Source organism: Dictyobacter aurantiacus, assembly GCF_003967515.1.
GTDB classification, from domain to species: Bacteria; Chloroflexota; Ktedonobacteria; order Ktedonobacterales; family Ktedonobacteraceae; genus Dictyobacter; species Dictyobacter aurantiacus.
Window position 1 is genome coordinate 4,775,623 of sequence record NZ_BIFQ01000001.1, and the last position, 19,117, is coordinate 4,794,739.

Below are 19,117 nucleotides of genomic sequence, written 5' to 3' on the forward strand. Positions count from 1 at the left end.
TCTCCTCGGAGCACAATGAAGTGTTGAGTCGCACATGCTCACCCTTTCTCTAAATCACCCCTTCCTTCCAAATCATTCCAGAAGAAGGTGTCGAGCGCCCTGGTGGCTCACCCCTTCTCTAAATCGCCCCGGAAGAAGGTGCCGAGCGCCCCGGTTGCTCACCCTTTCTCTAAATCGCCCCGGAAGAAGGTGTCGAGCGCCCTGGTGGCTCACCCCTTCCTTCCAAATCATTCCAGAAGAAGGTGTCGAGCGCCCTGGTGGCTCAGGCCATTGGCCTGAGCCACCAGGGCGCTCGACACCTTCTTCTCCTTCGTGCCGCCGCAGGCGGCACGAAACCTCCCCTTGACCATCTTTTAGCAATATGGTACTATATTTTTAGTTCACTAAAAAATTATTTTTGGAGGAAATGGAAATTGCAGAAGCCTATTCAGGAGCTTGCTCCACGCATCAGCGATTGCCTCAAGCTTATCTACAGTATGCAAGAGCGCAATCAAAAGGTCTCCACTTCCGCGGTGAGCGAGAGGCTGCGCGTGAGCGATGCGACCGCGACAATGATGTTTAAAGACTTCGCCGCCGCTGGCTGGGTCGAGCATGTCCCCTATCATGGTGTGCGCCTGACTCCCCTTGGCGAGCAGAAGGCGATGGAGGTTATTCGCCATCACCGGCTGCTCGAACTGTACCTGGCGCGCGAACTGGGCTATAGCTGGGATAAAGTTCATGAAGAGGCTGACCGGTTGGAGCATGTCATTTCCGAGGAGTTCGAAGCCAGGCTCGACCAGCTGCTGGGCTATCCCACCATCGATCCGCATGGCGATCCCATCCCCAGCAAAGACGGGGTGATCGCGGTACGCCGGGGCATCAAGCTCTCTCAGATGGAGGATGGACAGTGCGCGCAAATCTTGCGCGTCAGCGATCAAGATCCCGAAAAGTTGTGTTACCTGGGCAGCATGGGTCTCTATCCTGAATGCCGCGTTCAACTGCTCGCGCGCGCGCCCTTTGGGGGTCCACTGCAGATCCGGGTCGGTGAGGAAGGGGCTCAGGTCGATTATATGTTGGGGGCCGAACTGGCGGAGCATATTATTGTCTCGGCTTCATAGCGCGTCTCACATATCTGAATCTGGCCGTATACACATTAAGACGTATTACCGCGCCAGGCAGGTATCGCTGTCCTTTAATAGTATGTGATATCTATTGTAGATGAGGAAGTCTCGTATGGCATTATTAACAAAATCACGTAGCAAAGTGGAGTATGAGGCACCTGTACATCTGCGTCTCCTCTATGCGGGGAAGCGTTTGTGGACCGGTAATAATCGCCTGGGCCTGGGCGCGCGCGAGATTCTGAAGGCGCTGGGCCCTGGTTTTCTGGTCAGTGTCGGATATATGGATCCCGGTAACTGGGGGACGAACCTGGCGGCTGGCGCTGGCTTTGGCTATCAATTGCTGTGGGTGATCCTGGTCAGCAATATTATCGCTATCTTCCTGCAGATTGCCTCATCTAAACTGGGAATCGCGACCGGCAAGGATCTGGCTCAGCTGGCGCAGGAGTATTTCCCTCGTCCTGTTGTCATGGCCTTTGGCGTTACGGCTGTGCTCGCTATTATGGCGACCGACCTGGCAGAGATCCTGGGGGGCGCCCTGGGTTTTCAGATTCTCTTTGGCATCCCTCTGGTCGTCGGCTCGATCATGACCGCTGTTATTGTGATGGCCCTGCTCGGTTTGAGTCGCTGGGGCTTTCGTAAGGTGGAGTACGTTGTTATCGGCTTTGTCTCGATTATTGGATTAGCGTATGTCTATGAAACGGCCTTGCTGCACCCAAGCTGGGGGAGCGCGGCGTTTCATGTAGTTGTGCCGCAATTATCCTCGGGCAGCATTATGGTTGCCGTTGGTATCCTTGGTGCGACGGTCATGCCGCACAATGTGTTTCTGCACTCCTACCTTTCTCATCAGCGACTTAGTGGTCCCGAGGCGCCGCTGACCGAGCGACGCCAGGTGTTGCGCCTGGCGAAGATCGATACCATCGCCGCGCTGAACGTCGCCTTTTTCGTCAATGCCGCCATGCTGGTGGTGGCAGGCGCTGTCTTCTATCATCACGTAAATGCTAATAACCTGGATCTGTCGACCGCCTATATCTCGCTGATTCCGGTGCTGGGCACCTTCGCAGCTATCGCCTTCGGCATCGGACTGCTGGCGTCGGGCCTTTCGTCCTCGATGACCGGAACGCTGGCCGGCCAGGTCGTTCTGCAGGGATTTTTTCATCGCTCGATCCCGGTCTGGGTCTGGCGTACCATCACGCTGATTCCGGCTCTGGTTGTCGCGGCGCTGGGCATTCCGACGGTCCAGGTGCTGGTTATTAGCCAGGTCGCCCTGAGTCTGCAGTTGCCCTTCACCATCGTCGCGGTGATCGTGCTCTCCTGCCGCCGGGACCTGATGGGCAAATTTACCGATACGCGCACTATTACCATTATCCATATCCTGTTGGCGTTGTTGATTACAGCCCTCAATGTCTGGCTCATCTACAGCTACCTGCCTCTCTAATCATGGGTATGGTGACACTGCCGGGTGGTCGCGATCGTCCGACAATGTTACCATACACCCATGGCCACACATGTCATACTCGACCATGGTATTTACCGGTCGAGTATGCTAATATTTTGCTAACCTGGCATAAAGAAAGAAAGTAGCTATTCAGCAAGAATGCCCGGGGAGGCAAGCCCCTGGTCAGCGATATTTCATATAAGGAGAGACTTTTTGGCAACTCACGAGAAAAGATATGTGATTATCGGCAATGGCGTTGCCGGCACAACAGCCGCAGAAACCCTGCGCAAAAACGACCCCAATTGCAGCATTCATCTGCTCACCAATGAACGCTATCCGCTCTACAACCGCGTGTCGCTGCCACGTTTCCTGCAGGGTGTGCTGCCGGAACAGAAAGTCATGATCCGTGACTTCGCCTGGCATGAGCAGCGCAACATCCTGTTGATTACCGAGGTCCTGGTCTCAAGCGTCAATACCGAGGAGCGCGTGGTCCGCACCGAGGATGGGCGTGAGTTCCCCTATGACGCCTTACTGGTCGCCAGCGGCGGCTGGGCCAATCCTCTCAAGGTTCCTGGCGCGAGCGATACCAAACATATTTACAATTTTGTCACCCTCGACGATACCAAAACTATCGTTGAGCGCATGCTGGAATCCCGTACCGCGCTGGCCTATGGCGGCAGCTTTATCGCCTATGAGCTCTGCGACGGTTTCGCCATGCGCAAGCTGCATACCACCTGGCTGATGCGCGGACCCTACTGGCTGCGTAACTCGCTGGATACCGATGGCGGCGAGGTCGTAGATAATATCGCCAAAAAGTTTGGCGTCGAGGTCATCCATGGTGACGAGATCGATTCGGTCGTTCCGTCCAATGGCGTGCCCAGCTACGTCAAGACCATAAAGGGACGCGAGATCCAGGCCGACATGATCGGCGTGGGCCTGGGCATTACGCTCAATACGCAAATCCTGGAGGGATCGCCCATCGAGGTGAATGGCGGCGTCGTTGTCAACGAGTACCTGGAGACCAATGTGCCGGGCGTCTACGCGGCCGGTGACGTGGCGAACTTCTACGACTCCACCATTAAGCGCCACCATACCATGGGCACCTGGGATAACGCCAAATCCCATGGGCAGGTCGCGGCCATCAATATGGCCGGTGGACACCAGGCCTATGTAGACATCCCGACCTATACCAGCCCCCTGTTCGACGTCAATATCGCCGTTGTCGGGAGTGCCGAGTCCAACAATCCCGAGATGGAGACCGTCGCCCTGCGTGAGCCGGGCGAGAAAGGCAACGAAAACTATCGCCGCCTCTTCTTCCAGGAGAACAAGCTGGTCGGCGTCCTCATGATCGGTAGCCCCAAGGGGCGCAAGAAGCTGATCGATGTCGTGAAGAGCCAGCAGCCCTTCGCCACCCCCGCCGAACGCGAAGCCCTCCTCACCCTCAAATAAGGAAAAGCTTTCATGAACAAAGTTTGTGGGGCAGCATGTGCGCAGTGCGCACATGCTGCCCCACAAACTTTGTTCATGAAATTAGAGAAGAGAGAGAAGTGCGCGCGCCTCCTGGTTAGAGAAGAGAGAGAAGTGCGCGCGCCTCCTGGTTAGAGAAGAGAGGGGTGTGCGCTCCTCCTGGTTAGAGAAGAGAGGGAAGTGCGCGCTCCTCCTGGTTAGAGAAGAGAGAGAAGTGCGCGCGCCTCCTGGTTAGAGAAGAGAGAGAAGTGCGCGCTCCTTCCAGTTATATATGGTGGTGCGAGGGCGCGCCGCAGCGCGCCCTCGCACCACCATATATAACCCGCCGGGTGCGTAGCACCCGGCCACGCATAAAAAAGAATTCCAAAAAATATCCGAATATGGTTATTATTGTATATATGTGCTATCTTTGAGCCTGTTACTTGACTGTTTGCAGCTTTTCAGCTAACGTAAGGTGCGATAAGAGCTAGTTAGTAGGAGATGCTCCGTGGCGACAGTATGTACCCATTGTGGGACGGAAATACCGCGAGATAATGTGCGGTTTTGCAATCATTGCGGCGCCCCCATTCCTGATCATTCATTACATTCTGATGCGCGCATGGCGGCCGGAGAGAATGCACCTGACAAGATCAATGATGCACTGGATTCATCCTCATCATCGTCATTGCCAGAGCAGGTGGCCCGGCAACCATTTGCCCCATCGAGTCGGCCTGCCGAGGCGGCCAACGCTAAGAAAGTTGATAATTCCAATGTGACGCCCTGGCTGGGCATTCAGGGATATGATGCTCCTGCGCCACCTCCCCGACCAGAGTCGCGTGTTACTACCAGAGAGGAACAGCCGTCCGCTGGCCCTTCTAGCGGCGCCGGGGAGAATGCGTCCGCGCCGCGCTCGTCACGCCCCGCTCCGGCCCGCCCCACCGATAGTGGGGCCGCTGGTGGAAACGTCAGTGCGCGCCGGCCCGGACAGGGTGCCCGCTTTGGGCGCAGCCGGGGGACCTCGGATCAGCCTGCCGCCGGTTTTGCCTGGCCCGAGCCGATGACGCACGTTATCGCGGGACGCGAGAATGCCGCTGATCCCCAGGCTGAGCCGCAGGATGCTTTTCCGGTCCTGCCTTCGACGCCCCCACCGGCCCGCAAACTGCATACGAAGGTCTGGGACAATATTGAGGAGACACCAACCGTAACCGAGGTGCCCGCTCCCGCGCCCTCTGAGTCCTCCTCTAACACTCCTGCCGCCGCTCAAGCGCGTTCGCAGTCGCGGAAAACAGAGATTGAAGATTTGCCGACGAGCTCACTCTCTCGTGCCGGCCTCGAAGAAGAAGATCCAATCGAAACGACGTTGACCCATCTACCGACCGTCTCCCTGAGCTCGGTGTCCTCGCCTGTGCTGCCGGAGACCCGACCGCAGAGGCAGGGCGATGCCCCCCCATCCAGCAAGACGGTCGCGGATGAGCATATCGATCAGATGCCAACCGCGCAGTGGCAAGTACCGAACCTGGCGAAAGGGCAGACGCCATCAAGCTCTGGCAGGGGAAATTCGCTGCCTGGCCTGGCTTCTTCTGCTCCCCAGGAGCAGCGGCCGGCTGCTGCGGCGTCGGTCCAGCCACCGGTTGCCGCTCCTACAGCGGCACCTGTTCAGCTGGAACGCCCGGAGGCAGCACCCTCATTCGCGCTGGTGCGGTCAGAGTCTGTCAAGAAGGCGAAAAGCCGCCTCCCCCTCATTGCTATTGTGGCCGTCGTCCTGGTCTGCCTGCTGGCACTGGGCGGCTGGTTCTTCTCGTCCCATTCCTCCTCGTCCGTGCAGGCCACCCGGCCAGTGCAGTCGGTAACTAATGATCCCCTTGGAGTATCCCTGGAGTATCCCACGGGATGGAAGAGTAGTCTCGTTGGCACGACTCTGAAGCTAGCCGATAGTAGCAATACCGCCCAGATTACGATTGCCAGAGCCGCGTCCGGTTCCTCTAATGTTGCCACATACCTGCAGCAGCAGGCGACCAATCTGGGCATGACCAATGCGAAGCCCGGCGGCACCGTTACCTTCGCCGGGACCAGCTGGCAGCAGATCCGGGGCGACTTTCAAGTCTCGGGCGCCAGCTATACAGGCACCATTTATGCCGGTATGCATAATAATCAGCTCTATACCTGGACACAGATGGTCCCCAAAAATGTGGCGCAGGATGAGGAGGATCTGGTCTTCTCCCCCGCGCGCTCAAGCCTGCGGTTCCACTAGCGCCAGCACTACCAGGCCGGCCGAAGAGGGATGGTGCATCTCGCACCATCCCTCTTCGGCCGGCCTTTTCTTATAGGTCTCTGCGTCAATGAGAGACACCGCACAACGTTTGGGACCGCGTGTATGGTATAATGACACTCGGCCCGACTCGTAGGGGCTAATTATCCTATATGGCTGTTACAGGTATATTAGAGCGGGACCATATTTGTATGCATGCGTAATTTTTCGCGTCTCGCCAGCGATATACCTTGGGGATAAAGTTTTGCTCATCGGCATTGGATCTTTGCAGCGCATCAATTTGGAGAAAGGAGTGCGTAGCAGCCTCGCTACTACGCCACATGGACAAGCACATGGACGATATTCATTTCGAACGCCATTTTCGCACCCCCCACTCAGAAGGCTATTACATTATGCAGGGTAACAACCTGCAGAGCAATAACCGCCTGGGAACCGTTGACATACACTTTACCACCACCGCGGTGCATGGCACCCTTATTTTGGAGCGCGAGCTGGAAGAGTCGGATCTGACAAAGCTGATCGAGCAGATTGATGAGGATCTGGTGCTTTCTGCCGATATGCCGCGTGACGACTTCCTGGTCAGCGTCTATGTCGGTAAAGATGTTGGTTTTTACAGCGATGAGTATTTCGCTGAAGAAAATAATGAGTCTCTCGACTTCGATGAGGACGATGATTCTCTTTAATGCCAGCGTGGGGGCGCTGACGCCCCCAATCTTATAAATTGAAGGGGGGGTGGGGCGCGCCTTGCGCGCCCCACCCCCCCTTCAATTTATAAGATCTCCCGTAGGTGCCGGGCTTGCCCCGGCTTTGCCGCGCAGCGGCTCGTACCCGAGCGTTAATCCTCCAGGAGGCCGCGGCGCATGGCGTATTTGACGAGTTCGGCGCGGCTGTGGAGGTTGAGCTTGTCCATGATGTGGGTGCGGTGCGTGTCGACGGTTTTGGGACTGATGATCAGGCGTTCGGCGATCTGGTTATTGGTATGGCCTTCGGCGACCAGTTTCAGGATCTCGCGTTCGCGTTCGGTCAGGCTGCTGTAGCTGTCGCGCTCTTCTCCGGTGCGTACGCGTTGCAGATAGTCTCCGACGACGACCGATTGGGCGGTGGGGGAGAGATAAAATTGCCCGCTTTTAATGACGTGGATGGCCGTAATCAGTTCGGTGTCGGCGGCCTCTTTGAGCATGTAGCCGGCTGCTCCGGCGCGCAGGGCCTGGAAGACATATTCATCATGCTCATGCATCGTCAGAACCAGGATTCTGATGTCGGGCAGTAGGCGCCTGATCTGTTTGGTGGCCTCGATGCCGTTGATATCAGGCATCGTAATATCCATCAGGATGACATCTGGCTGGAGGCGTTGCGCCTCCTGAATCGCCTGCCGACCATCCTGTGCCTCGCCCACCACTTCCATGTCGGGTTGAGCGTTCAGCATCATTTTCAGGCCTGCGCGTAAGATGGTATGGTCATCGGCCAAGAGTATCCGTATCTTCATTTTTTATTTCATTCCTAATGGTGCTTCTATGGCATGGTGCGTCAATAGTCAACATTGTCGATCCAACCGCTCAGGTCGTGACGGCCATGTTGGAGGATGCCAGCTGGATGGGGATGTGGGCGCGAATCACGGTACCCTGTCCGGGGTGCGATTCGATATCCAGTGAGCCATCGAGCAGTTGAGCCCGCTCAAACATGCCGACCAGTCCCCAGCCGCGCTCCTGACCGAGGGTGGGTTTTGTCTTCAGTTTCTCGACGTCAAAGCCTTCGCCATTATCGGAGATCGTAACATCGATGGCGTTATCGCTTTCGCGTAAAATGACGCTTACCTTCCGCGCGTGCGCGTGACGGGCCACGTTGGTGAGCGCCTCCTGTACAATGCGATAAAGGACCGTTTCGGTCTCGGAGGTCAGGCGGTCCTTCATGCCGGTGGTCTGGAAATCAACATCGATATCGGTCTTCTGCTGATACTCTTTGATATACCAGCGCAGCGCGGGCATCAGCCCGAGGTCGTCCAGTGCGCTGGGACGAAGGTCGATGCTCAGGCTGCGAATGGCGCGCAGGGTCTGGTGGGCCAGCTGGCGTGTCTCCGCGATGCGCTCGCGCGCCTCGGGCGATGTAATGGATTCCTCCAGCACGGCCAGGCTGATCAGCAAGGAGGTCAGCACCTGCGAGGTCTCATCATGGAGCTCGCGCGCCACGCGTTTACGCTCCTCCTCCTGCGCGTTAATGATCTGCGCCGCCCGCTGGCGGTTCGCCTCATCGATGGCCTCAAGCATCATATTGAAGGTGCGCGCCAGCTGATCGGCCTGTGGATCTGTCCCTGTCAGGGGCGCGCGCAGCGTCCGTTCGCCTTCCTGCACCCTGTTCATCACCTTTCCCAGGTCTAGCAGAGGACGGAACGCGAACTGCAGCAAAACAAAGTTGAGCGCAATGCTGACCAGCCAGCCAACGGCCACAAAGATGATCAGCGGCACATAGGAAAATGTATTGAGCCTCGTCGCCAGCCACGTGCCGCCAGTTGCGCCCGCGAAAATGATCGCGCTATTGGCCAGCAACACACGGTAGAAAACGGGCAATTCATTCAGCGCTCCCAGCAGCTTATGGCTCCGAGGCGTTGTATTCTCATGTATTTGAGCGTCAGACATCGCGAAAATCTCTTTATATGCACAAATTTTGAAGGTGTAGTGATATCTATAGTAATTGTATCGGTTATTCGAACCGACGTCAAACCAGCTCTGCCTCTGCCGCACTCGCCGCCTGCGGCGGCAGAGAATAAAAAAAGAGAGACGTGGTGGTGGGGCGCGGCCGCGCCCCACCACCACGTCTCTCTCTTCTTTAAGAGGGAGGGGAATGCCTAGCACGTCTCTCTTTGTGCAGAGGGAGGGGAATGCCTAGCACGTCTCTCTTTTTTAAGAGGGAGGGGGAATGCCTAGCACGTCTCTCTTTGTGCAGAGGGAGGGGAATGCCTAGCACGTCTCTCTTCTCTAAGAGGGCGGGGAATGCCTAGCACGTCTCTCTTTGTGCAGAGGGTCAGGCGTGCAAGTCAGGGTGCTGGCTGACCCTTGCATCCCCCTCCGCAAAAGGCGGGAGGTGCAGGAGGGGCGCCTAGCCCCTCCTGCCGGGGTTTGGGGTGTCCCCAACTCCCAACGATTTCATAATTTTGCTGCCCCGCGCTAGCGGGGCAGCAAAATTATGAAATCAGGTACACCTCATAAAAAAATCAGGTGCATACCTGATGCCTGAGCCTCACAGGCACTGTATCTTAGGTTTATATGTCTAATGGAAGGATTGAGAAGCCTGGGACAATCATCCGCTTCTCTTCCATCTCCTCTAGACAATCCATTATAATCTATGGTGAAGAGGGCAAAAGTTCTAACTTTATCTCAGCTATCATGCCATCGTTGCTCGACTTGTGAAACATATTGTAGAGAAAGAAAAATGTCGGGTATGCTCGGGCTGCTGGCAGGCAATGTCGGCTAGAGGGGGTACCAGTGTTGGGGTACGTATGCTATAATCAGCGACACATTACAAGAAGAACTTTTGCGATGATATCTTTCCAACCTGATCAAGCCTCACACCTTTTTTTCAGGCTTGATTCTTTTGAGGAGGCACAGTGAGCTCTACCAATAAAAGCTTGCTCGACGCGGCCACGCAGAAGATCGTCGAGAGCCAGGTCTGGCGTTCCATCTTCCGGCACGGCTATCCAGATACTCCATTGAACCAGTCTCTGGTCATGATGAGTAACGTATTTTTACATCTTCATCCGGTGAAAGTTAGCCGGCAGGCGATGAAGATCACGTACACCTGGTGTATGGGCGGCATCTCATTTTTCTTATTCTTGCTGCTAACGATTACCGGCGTCTTCCTTATGTTCTATTATGTACCTGATACAAACGTTGCCTATCAGAATATTAATCAGTTAAGTAGCGCTGTCTCTTTTGGTCATCTTGTGCGCAATATGCACCGCTGGGCAGCCCACTTGATGGTTGTATCGGTGACGCTGCACATGATTCGTGTCTTTTATCATGGTGCATATAAGCCACCCCGAGAGTTCAACTGGGTGGTTGGTGTGCTGCTATTCTTTGTTACTCTGTTCTTAAGTTTTACCGGTTACCTGTTGCCATGGGACCAGATCGCCATCTGGGCTATCACGGTCGGTACCAACCTGGCTCCGTATACGCCGTTGCTGGGCAACCCCGTATATAAAGTGCTGGTAGGTGGCGGTGCCGTTGGCCAGGCTACGTTGATCCGCTTCTATGTTGGTCACGTCATCCTGTTGCCATTGGCCGGTGCTATCCTGATGGCGGTCCACTTCTGGCGTATTCGTAAAGATGGTGGTGAGGCTGGTCCTCCTCCTCCTTCACGTCGAGAGTTGGAAGCCCGTGCCGAGCGAGACCAGACTCTGTCTGGCGTACGTGGATAACGAGCCAGGCCGTAGGATGACCTACGGTGTCATGCATGCATGAGAGGATACCTCTATGTCGATTGAACAGAAAGAACCACCAAAGGTACAACAACAGGCGCCGACGCCGGCGGCACAACGTCGCTACCGTACCCTGGCGGTTGTCAAACAGGAGGCGATTACGCGTGTAGAGAAGCCACTCGAAGATTCGGTCTTCGTGTGGCCCCATCTGCTCGTACGTGAGTTCTTCGCAGCGACCGCCTTGATGGTGATGATTACGCTGCTCTCATTGGTTATCGACGCTCCTTTGCAGGAACCGGCGACTCCTAATACAACGCCAAACCCGGCGAAAGCCCCCTGGTACTTCCTGGGCTTGCAGGAACTGCTGCACTACTTCCCGCCAACCACGGCTGGTGTGCTGGTACCAGGTTTTACGCTGGCTGCCCTGGCAATTCTGCCATATGTAGACCGTAATCCGAGCCGCGCATATGCTGATCGTAAGGTTGCAATTGTAACATTTACTATGTTTGTTGTTTTCTGGGCGGTGATTACGTTGGCCGGTAGCTTCTTCCGTGGTCCCGGCTGGCTCTGGGTGTGGCCGTGGCAGCATGTCTACTTTGATCTATAGGCTGAGGAAAGAGGATTTCTGACTTATGAGTATTGATACACCTCCCATTTCACCGCAGCAGTATGAAGTGCTGCACGGTGGTGGTGCAGAAGCTGCCGAGATTGCGAAGCAGCGTATCTCACGCCGACGTTTCCTTCGCCGGTCCATGCTGGCTGTCTGGGGTGTTTCTGCCACCTCCGCGGTTGCCGGAGCTCTATTCTATATGTATCCCAACCTGTCGGGTGGCTTCGGTTCAACCCTGACGGTCGGTAAGGTGAGCGAGTTCAAGGCGTCGAAACCTACTGAGTTTAAGCTGGAGCAGCAGGGCGTCTACCATCGTCCGGTGGCTCGTACCTATATCATTCACCTTGATCCATCGACGCAGTTCTTGCTGAAGGGCGGCGATTTAAGCAGTCAGCTCTCTTCGGAGAACGTGGTGAAGGATAAAGATGGTTCCTACTGGATCGCGCTCTATCAGAAGTGCGTGCACCTTGGCTGTACCGTGCCGTTCCGTGATAACTGTGATAGCTTTAAGTGCCCCTGTCATGGTTCGCACTACAACGTCACCGGTGAGTACCTGGATGGTCCGGCTCCTCGTAGCCTCGATCGCTTCCAGGTGTCGATCCAGGGTGAGGATGTCGTGGTGAATACAGGCGTCATCAATTCGAACGTTGCGCACCCCGATGTCACAACGAGATTGATCGCGGCCCCTACTGTGGATTGTTCCTTATAAGGTGTCGTTTGATATTTTGACTCGCGTCAAATATGCATTCGGAAAGCCAATACCTCACAAGCAAACTGTCTCTGCTGGTCGCGGTTCGCACGCATATCGGAAGAGGCAGTCTGCTTCTGCAAGATAAGAAATTCGCGCTGAGAACACCTTGAGGTTAGCGCCCTCATGGGCGAGGGACCGATAGGCTGCATATCAAAAGGTGTGTATTATGGGAAATTTAGTACAAGCTGTGGTGGGTATCATCATTCTGCTGGTAGTCGTCGGCGGCTTGCTGTATATATTCTACTCGAGGTCAAACGCGGTAGAGAAGACGGGCTTTGGCTCGATCATCATGCTGGGCCTCGTGGCTCTGATGATCCCGGTCTTCTGGATTGTTGAGGGTGGAAATCAGGTACAGGCGACCAACAATCAGCAGAACCTGGCCATTGAGCGTGGCATGCATACGTACGCGAATAACTGTACGCTCAATTGTTATGCCATTGTGAATAACAAGGTGCAGAACGCGACCTATAACGGTTATGATATGAGCTATTTCAGCTCTCAGACCGACGATAATCTTCGCCGCATTATCAGTGCTGGCATTTATAATCCTAAAGCCGTGAATCAGCCCGCCAATCCCAACGCTATCCCGAAGGCTGATACCTATGGTGGTGCGTTGCTGAGCAATGATATCGATTATTTGATGGCTTTTATCCGCTCAACTGATCCTAAAAATCATGAGAAGAACGGCCTCGATGGTCTACCAGACTATCTGCAGGCCAACAATACGACCCTCTATAATGCCGCGGTAACCTACGGCAAGGAAGGTCAGTTTGGGACAGCCCAGGATATGAGCAATCAGTCCAGCATTACGCTGACCATCGTTGATCCTGGCACCAATGGCGTGACCTGCCAGAGCCAGTCGGGCTGCTTTACGCCGATCAATGTCAAGGTCAAGGTCGGCACCAAAATTACCTGGGTCAACAAATCCAAGCTTGCGCACACGGTGGTCGCTGTTCAGGGTCAGGATATCGCGCAGCCGAAGGCTGCCAGCCAGATCTTTGACTCCAAAAAGCAGATCGCGACCGGCGATTCGTTCACGTATACAGTTACCGATGCTGCCTACAATCTCAATTCCGACACGCATCGCCTGCTGTACTACTGTTCGATCCACCCGGATATGGTGGCACAGCTCGTTATAACCAAGTAACTGTTGAGATCGCGTCCCGGCCGGGACGCGATCCTGTTCCAGATTCTGATCGCTGCTCATGCCGGTTCGCTGGATAATTATGACGAACGGCATGTCGAAAGGAATTGCGATTCATGCAACAAGCGACACAAAAACGTGAATTGCCGGAACGAATGTCGTGGGCGCGTGCAATGATTTTTGCCATTGGCTTTTTCTTGCTAGCCGCGATCCTCGTTGGGCAAATTCCGGGTTATATCTATAATGCCATGACGGCGTCGAGCCTGGTGGAGTTCGAGCGTGGCACGTTCAGCCTCGGTCTGATCTGCCTGGCCTGCTTTGCCGTGATCATGGTGATTGAGTTCCTGTTTGATCCTAAACCGGTGATCTCTCCAGTTTTGCTGGCGGGCGTCGGCGCGATCGTAACGATCGTTGGCCTGGCGGTGACCGTCGGGGTCTCCGTGACCGGTTACCAGTCGTTCCCTTCGGAGAAGACGAGTCTGCTGCCAGTATTGGGTGGTCGATTCCTCTGGTTTCAGGCGAATGCGATCGATCTGATCGCGGTAGGTCTGGTCATTCTCTTTGTTGGCCTGGCTACTGTCTTCTACAGTGTGCTGGCGATGGGTGAGAAGCGCAATCCAGATCGGCGCGACCTGGGCACGACGCCGGCGATCCGCATTATGCTGATCGTCTCCAGCCTGCTGCTGATCTTCTTTGTCTATAGCTACAACTACAATCCGTTCCCGGCCAGCATTCAGCCGGTTGTGCTCAACATCGTGCTTGGTATCTCGGTATTTCTGGCCCTGGGTGCCTTCGCGCTGCGCCTGCATTATCTGATGCGCCCGGTGCGTAAGAACACCATGGCGGGCCTCTATGCGGTTGGCGCGCTGGGCCTGGCCCAGACCGGTGCCCTCCTGCTTGTGTTCTGGCTGGTAGCCTATCCTTTGCTGGCATTGCTCCATCCATTGCCAGTGCTGGGATCCTACCTGACCAACTGCACCCGCGCGACCGTTATTCCTGGGAGCTGCTCTTTCTCGCAGGATGCCGGCTATATCATTGATGCTGTGATTACATCCAGTTTCTTCGGTGCCATGCTGGCCGCGATCTGGGCCTGGAAGTCCAATCGTAACATGGTGGTTGTCGGTAGCGTGGTGATTACGGCTGTGATCGCTCTGACCGCTCTGGTGATGCACACCTCGGCCAGCGCGCTGCCAACGGCTATGATGTTGTGCGCCGCCATCCTGATCGTGGCGACCGTCTGGAGCATGTCTGCCCGCCGTGAGTTCGCCGTGGTTGGTGAGAGCAATCTGGGCTGCCTGGGCATGTGGCTGGTCATGGGTACCTGTCTGTTCGTCTACCTGTCCGCGTTCGCCTTCTTCTCGATGGCCAACTTCGCGGCGGAAGAGACGCCACCAAACATCCCGAACCCCATCAATACCGCTGGCGCGACCGATGCCTTTGTGATGTTCGCGCTGTTCGCGGTGCTGGGTGCGATCCAGTTCTTCTTCCTGGCGCGCAATCGCTACCGCGTCTAACTCGCGCTCCCATCCAAAGAAAAAGAAAGAGGAGGACCGATCACCGCGATCGGCCCTCCTCCTTTTTTTCAACATAATATGCTGGGGCACCTTTGAGAGGGGTGATGGTATCGTTGGCGGAACGTGCGCACCCGGGATATCTTGCTCTCTTGTTTTCTAGATGCGCGATAGCTATACTATGTGTATATTGAATTTCTGAGATGAATAAATGCAGAGCAATATGGAGGATCAGTTATTCATGACACAGGCACCGTACATCGATCTTTCTTCTCCGAGTTTGAAGGGGAATCCATATAGAGAGTTTGAGCGCATTCGTAGCGAGGATCCCGTCCACCTGGTGACGCTGCCGGGTCAGCGGCAGGGCTGGCTGATTACGCGTTATGAGGATGCGGAGCGGGCCCTGCGCGATCCGCGTTTCGTGAAGGATGCCCGGCGGGTGTTTTCCCCTGAACAGCTGGCGCGCCAGTTTCCCTGGCTCAGGGCTGAGGGGGAAGCGACGGACCACGATCAGGCCAGGATATTTGCTCGTGGCTTGCTCAATTCTGATCCGCCGGACCACACGCGCTTGCGTGCCCTGGTCAATATATCCTTTACCCCGCGCATGGTTGAGCGCTGGAGCGAGCGTATCCAGCAGATTACCAATGCCTTGCTCGACGCGGTTCAGGCACAGGGAAAGATGGATGTGGTCAATGATTTCGCTTTCCCGCTCCCGATGACCGTGATTACCGAGATGCTGGGCGTCCCCTCGAAGGATCAGACAAAGTTCCGCCAGTGGTCGAACGTGATCATCGAGGCTTCGGGCGATCCCAGAGAAGTGGAGAAGCGCTACGAGCCGATCCGTGCCTATCGTGACTACCTGCGCTATTTGATCGATGAGAAGCGCAAACAGCCCGCCGACGATCTGCTCAGCCACCTGATCGAGACTGAGGAGGTGGGGGATAAGCTGACGGAAGAGGAGCTGATCTCGATGGTTTCGTTGCTCTTGATCGCCGGGCACGAGACCACGGTTAACCTGATCAGTAATGGCGCGCTGGCCCTGCTGCTCCATCCCGATCAGAAGGAGAAGCTGCAGCGCGATCCCTCGCTGATCAAGAGCGCGGTCGAAGAGTTCCTGCGCTACCACGGACCCCTGATGACGGCCACACAGCGCTGGGCGCGTGAAGATCTTGAGTTTGGTGGCAAGCAGATCAGGCGCGGCGACTATGTCCTTGTTGTGCTGGCCTCGGCCAACCACGATCCCCAGCAGTTTGATCACGCCGAGGAGCTGGACGTGGCCCGCAGAGAGAACGCTCACCTGGCCTTCGGCAAGGGCATCCACTACTGCCTGGGAGCTCCGTTGGCCCGCCTGGAAGGCCAGATCGCTATCCGCACGCTGCTGCAGCGCCTCCCCGATCTGCGCCTCGCCGTCCCCGAACAAGAACTGATCTGGCGCCCCGGCGCCCTCATCATGGGCCTGCGCGCCCTCCCCGTCACTTTCTAACTTTTCAGAAGACGAACCGACCATCCTTTTGCAAAAGAATGGTCGGTTCGTCTTCTGAAAAGTAATTTATTGCTACTCGCCGAAATATGGTCCATTTTGTGGCACGAAGCGCTTTCTACATCCGTGTATACAATGTAGGGGATAAAATTTTATGTTATGAAGAGCGAGAATACTATGCAAAACTTAATAAATACGAATATATCGCATTACACTATTGTTCGGCATCTCGCCAAAGGGGGGATGTCCGATATCTACCTGGCGTGCGATACCCATAGCGATCAGGAGGTGGCGCTGAAGCTGGTTTCTATGAATAACGAGGAGTATTGCCAGCGCTTCCAGCAGGAGGTACGTGCTACAGCCTCTTTGAGCCATGGCCATATTTTGCCGGCCCTGGACCATGGTGAGTTCGATTGCTGGTGCTACCTGGTGATGCCCTACGTTTCCAGCGGTACCCTGCGTGATCTGACGGAAGCGGGTCCCCTGAGCCTGGATGAAACGGGCACATATTTGCATCAGATTTCATCCGCCCTGCACTACGCCCACCAGCATGGTATCATTCATCGCGATATCAAGCCGTCAAATATATTGATGCGCAACAGGGATTTTGCGTACCTGGCTGACTTCGGACTGGTTAAGAATACCCGTAGCGTGGCCGAGAGCCTGACCGAGACCGGCTTTTTGATCGGGACCGCCGCCTATATGGCGCCCGAACTGGCCGAGGAGGATGCGACCTACCTCAGCGATATTTACTCTCTGGGGATTATCCTCTTTCAGATGCTGACCGGTGATGTGCCCTTCCATGGCTCAACTCCGATAGGAACCTTTATGCAGCATCTTTCTAAGCAGCCGTCTCGTCCTTCTCAGGTCAATCCCCATCTGCCTGTGGAACTGGACGCGGTGGTTCTTCGTGCGTTGGCGAAGGAACCGGCGCGCCGCTATCAGTCGGCGCTGGCTCTTGATCAGGCTTATCAAGAGGCTCTGGCTGCCTATGCGCGGCGCTGCGCGGACAGCCAGAGAACAACGCAGCGCTTCGGCGTCCTGCTCCATAAACGTCCCCGCAGTGCGGCAGCGGCGGCTGTGGCTCTGGCGGCTATGGCTACGCTCTCGCTGGGCGCGTCAGCACACGTGTTTTACGATGCCTACGCCACCTCCGGTAGCACTATCAGCAACAGCATCGTTCAACATACGAATAGTAGCTCTCCCATCCTTGATCAGGCGCTCTATATGGGCAACAGTCTCGGAAAACCAGAGCTCCCGAAGCCGCCCGTCACGTCGACTCCTCCACCGGTCGCGCCGGTTACAACGGCGGTTCCTGTTATTACCCCTCCGGCATCGGTAGCCAATCCGGTCACCAGCCACGCTAGCTCTAAGGCTCATGGTCATGAGAAGGTAAAAAAGAATGGACCCGATCACCATGGACGCGATAACGGCAACGGTGCTGAAAAGCACAATAGCAATGATCCTGGTAACGGCAATGGTCCTGAAAAGCACAATGGCGGCGATTACGGCTATGGCCACGGTGGCAAAAATTAACGAAGCGAGTCGGGTGAAAGCGTGCTTTCACCCGAACTCGCTTTTAAACGCTGGGTCATGAATTTCGATTACCCCTCGCCTCCCGAAAATGCTTCCATATGTTCGGATCGCGCGCCCGATTATGCGTGACGGCCAGCGGTGCTTTCGCGGACGATGAGTTGGAAGGGCGCCTGCGTCTGGCGCGGGGGACCGCTGTAGGTCTCTTCGATGCGGTCGAGCAGGAAGGAGACGGCCAGGTCGCCAATCTGTTGTTTGTTGGGGGCGATGGTGGAGAGAGAGGGGACCGAGAAGGCGCTCTCTTTGATGTCGTCGAAGCCGATTACGGCCACATCCTCGGGCACGCGGTAGCTGCCCTCGTAAAGCGCGCGCATGGCACCCAGCGCCAGCAGATCGTTGAAGCAGAAGACCGCGTCGGGCGGTGTCTCCAACTCCATCAACTGGTGCATCGCCCGAATGCCGTCGATGCGATCATATTCGAGTGAGCGGATCACCAGGTCCGGATTCCATGACATGCCGGCCTCGACCAATGCTTCCCGATAGCCCTGCAGGCGCAGGCGGGCGGTGTCTCCGGCGCTGACCCCCTGCGCGCCGATGGCCGCGATCCTCTTTCTACCCAGGCTGATCAGGTGCTGTGTGGCCAGTTTGGCCGCCGCCACGTTATCGATGACCACGTGATCGTAGGGGACGTTGAACAGGCGCTCGCCCAGCAGCACCAGCGGAACGGTGACGCGCCGCTCCTGCAGATCCTCGGCCTCCAGGGCCAGTGGACTGAGGATGACTCCGTCGATCAGATGCGGATACATCCCGTTAATAACCAGTGTCTCCTTTGAGCGCTCTCCATCCGTAGAATCAATAAGTACCGTATATGAGCGCGCGGTAGCCGCGTTGATGACGGCCTTGCCGATATCAGAAAAATAGGGATTGGTCAGAAAGGGGATCGCCAGCGCCAGGATACTGACACGGCCCTTGCGTAGATAGCGCGCGGGGAGATTCGGCTGATAATTGAGCTCCTCTAGAGCCTTATTAACACGCTGCCGCATCTCAGGTGTGACATGCTCATATCCATGCACGACATTCGATACCGTTTTAATCGAGACACCGGCCCTCTGCGCCACGTCCTTTAATGTCACTCCCACGCCTCTCTCTCCTTCTTGAGACTTTTCCATGAGTTAATAAGGAAGAATGTAGCATAGCCGTGCTCAACTGTCAAATTTTCCTTTTCACGCAGGCAAGAAAGGAGTCCAAACATTTACGGAGAATTAAGCAACTGGAATATTGACTTTTTTCATGGCCTCGTGTTATAGTGTTTACAACGTTGTAAACACTATAACACGAAGCGTGATAAAGGGCGATATAACGGATAGATACGCGCTGATAAGCGGTTGTGTGAGATGGCGTGTGGAGACCTTCTTGGGCACCTTGGT

The 19,117-nt window shown here is 55.7% G+C and carries 15 protein-coding genes; 12 read left to right on the top strand and 3 right to left on the bottom strand.

The window, feature by feature from the left end:
* Positions 1–413: 413 nt before the first annotated feature.
* From KTT_RS19180 to KTT_RS19200, 5 genes are all read left to right on the top strand, one after another.
* Positions 414–1,097, top strand: a complete 684-nt coding sequence (locus KTT_RS19180; RefSeq protein ID WP_126597531.1) for a metal-dependent transcriptional regulator — start codon at positions 414–416, stop codon at positions 1,095–1,097.
* Positions 1,098–1,212: 115 nt separating this feature from the next.
* Positions 1,213–2,535: an Nramp family divalent metal transporter gene (locus KTT_RS19185; protein ID WP_160145980.1), complete on the top strand. Its 1,323-nt coding sequence runs from the start codon at positions 1,213–1,215 to the stop codon at positions 2,533–2,535.
* A gap of 213 nt (positions 2,536–2,748) precedes the next feature.
* Positions 2,749–3,984, top strand: coding sequence for an NAD(P)/FAD-dependent oxidoreductase (locus tag KTT_RS19190; RefSeq protein ID WP_126597533.1), 1,236 nt, complete (start codon positions 2,749–2,751; stop codon positions 3,982–3,984).
* Between the two features lie 505 nt (positions 3,985–4,489).
* Positions 4,490–6,232 carry a zinc ribbon domain-containing protein gene (locus tag KTT_RS19195; protein WP_126597534.1) on the top strand — a complete coding sequence of 581 codons (1,743 nt, stop codon included), beginning with the start codon at positions 4,490–4,492 and terminating at the stop codon, positions 6,230–6,232.
* 350 nt (positions 6,233–6,582) lie between these two features.
* The gene (locus tag KTT_RS19200; protein WP_126597535.1) at positions 6,583–6,933 is read left to right on the top strand and encodes a hypothetical protein; all 351 of its coding nucleotides are present in this window, start codon (positions 6,583–6,585) and stop codon (positions 6,931–6,933) included.
* 152 nt (positions 6,934–7,085) lie between these two features.
* On the opposite strand, the gene KTT_RS19205 is transcribed toward KTT_RS19200, so the two are convergent.
* Positions 7,086–7,736 (bottom strand): response regulator, encoded by a 651-nt coding sequence (locus KTT_RS19205; protein ID WP_126597536.1) that lies wholly within the window; start codon positions 7,734–7,736, stop codon positions 7,086–7,088.
* 70 nt (positions 7,737–7,806) lie between these two features.
* Positions 7,807–8,883, bottom strand: a complete 1,077-nt coding sequence (locus KTT_RS19210) for a HAMP domain-containing sensor histidine kinase (protein ID WP_126597537.1) — start codon at positions 8,881–8,883, stop codon at positions 7,807–7,809.
* A 968-nt stretch (positions 8,884–9,851) separates the two neighbouring features.
* Here KTT_RS19210 and extP point away from each other — a divergent pair.
* The 7 genes from extP to KTT_RS19245 all read left to right on the top strand — a co-directional run bounded on the left by extP (position 9,852) and on the right by KTT_RS19245 (position 17,693).
* Positions 9,852–10,661: a selenite/tellurite reduction operon b-type cytochrome ExtP gene (gene extP, locus KTT_RS19215; protein WP_126597538.1), complete on the top strand. Its 810-nt coding sequence runs from the start codon at positions 9,852–9,854 to the stop codon at positions 10,659–10,661.
* Between the two features lie 55 nt (positions 10,662–10,716).
* Positions 10,717–11,268, top strand: coding sequence for a cytochrome b family protein (locus tag KTT_RS19220; protein ID WP_126597539.1), 552 nt, complete (start codon positions 10,717–10,719; stop codon positions 11,266–11,268).
* 25 nt (positions 11,269–11,293) lie between these two features.
* The gene (locus KTT_RS19225) at positions 11,294–11,980 is read left to right on the top strand and encodes a Rieske (2Fe-2S) protein (protein ID WP_126597540.1); all 687 of its coding nucleotides are present in this window, start codon (positions 11,294–11,296) and stop codon (positions 11,978–11,980) included.
* Between the two features lie 208 nt (positions 11,981–12,188).
* Entirely contained in the window at positions 12,189–13,169 is a 981-nt protein-coding gene (locus KTT_RS19230) for a cupredoxin domain-containing protein (RefSeq protein ID WP_126597541.1), read from the top strand.
* A gap of 113 nt (positions 13,170–13,282) precedes the next feature.
* On the top strand, positions 13,283–14,680 hold the full coding sequence (locus tag KTT_RS19235) for a hypothetical protein (protein WP_126597542.1): 1,398 nt from the start codon (positions 13,283–13,285) through the stop codon (positions 14,678–14,680).
* A gap of 238 nt (positions 14,681–14,918) precedes the next feature.
* Positions 14,919–16,160 carry a cytochrome P450 family protein gene (locus KTT_RS19240; protein ID WP_126597543.1) on the top strand — a complete coding sequence of 414 codons (1,242 nt, stop codon included), beginning with the start codon at positions 14,919–14,921 and terminating at the stop codon, positions 16,158–16,160.
* A 174-nt stretch (positions 16,161–16,334) separates the two neighbouring features.
* On the top strand, positions 16,335–17,693 hold the full coding sequence (locus KTT_RS19245; RefSeq protein ID WP_160145981.1) for a serine/threonine-protein kinase: 1,359 nt from the start codon (positions 16,335–16,337) through the stop codon (positions 17,691–17,693).
* 119 nt (positions 17,694–17,812) lie between these two features.
* On the opposite strand, the gene KTT_RS19250 is transcribed toward KTT_RS19245, so the two are convergent.
* Positions 17,813–18,829, bottom strand: coding sequence for a LacI family DNA-binding transcriptional regulator (locus KTT_RS19250; protein ID WP_126597545.1), 1,017 nt, complete (start codon positions 18,827–18,829; stop codon positions 17,813–17,815).
* Positions 18,830–19,117 lie beyond the last annotated feature (288 nt).

What these genes read in the sequence shown, in the direction of transcription:
- KTT_RS19185 (WP_160145980.1), top strand. Translation starts at nt 1,213, where the DNA reads ATGGCATTATTAACAAAATCACGTAGCAAAGTGGAGTATGAGGCACCT.
- KTT_RS19200 (WP_126597535.1), top strand. Translation starts at nt 6,583, where the DNA reads ATGGACGATATTCATTTCGAACGCCATTTTCGCACCCCCCACTCAGAA.
- KTT_RS19205 (WP_126597536.1), bottom strand. Translation starts at nt 7,736, where the DNA reads ATGAAGATACGGATACTCTTGGCCGATGACCATACCATCTTACGCGCA.
- KTT_RS19210 (WP_126597537.1), bottom strand. Translation starts at nt 8,883, where the DNA reads ATGTCTGACGCTCAAATACATGAGAATACAACGCCTCGGAGCCATAAG.
- KTT_RS19220 (WP_126597539.1), top strand. Translation starts at nt 10,717, where the DNA reads ATGTCGATTGAACAGAAAGAACCACCAAAGGTACAACAACAGGCGCCG.
- KTT_RS19225 (WP_126597540.1), top strand. Translation starts at nt 11,294, where the DNA reads ATGAGTATTGATACACCTCCCATTTCACCGCAGCAGTATGAAGTGCTG.
- KTT_RS19230 (WP_126597541.1), top strand. Translation starts at nt 12,189, where the DNA reads ATGGGAAATTTAGTACAAGCTGTGGTGGGTATCATCATTCTGCTGGTA.
- KTT_RS19235 (WP_126597542.1), top strand. Translation starts at nt 13,283, where the DNA reads ATGCAACAAGCGACACAAAAACGTGAATTGCCGGAACGAATGTCGTGG.
- KTT_RS19240 (WP_126597543.1), top strand. Translation starts at nt 14,919, where the DNA reads ATGACACAGGCACCGTACATCGATCTTTCTTCTCCGAGTTTGAAGGGG.
- KTT_RS19245 (WP_160145981.1), top strand. Translation starts at nt 16,335, where the DNA reads ATGCAAAACTTAATAAATACGAATATATCGCATTACACTATTGTTCGG.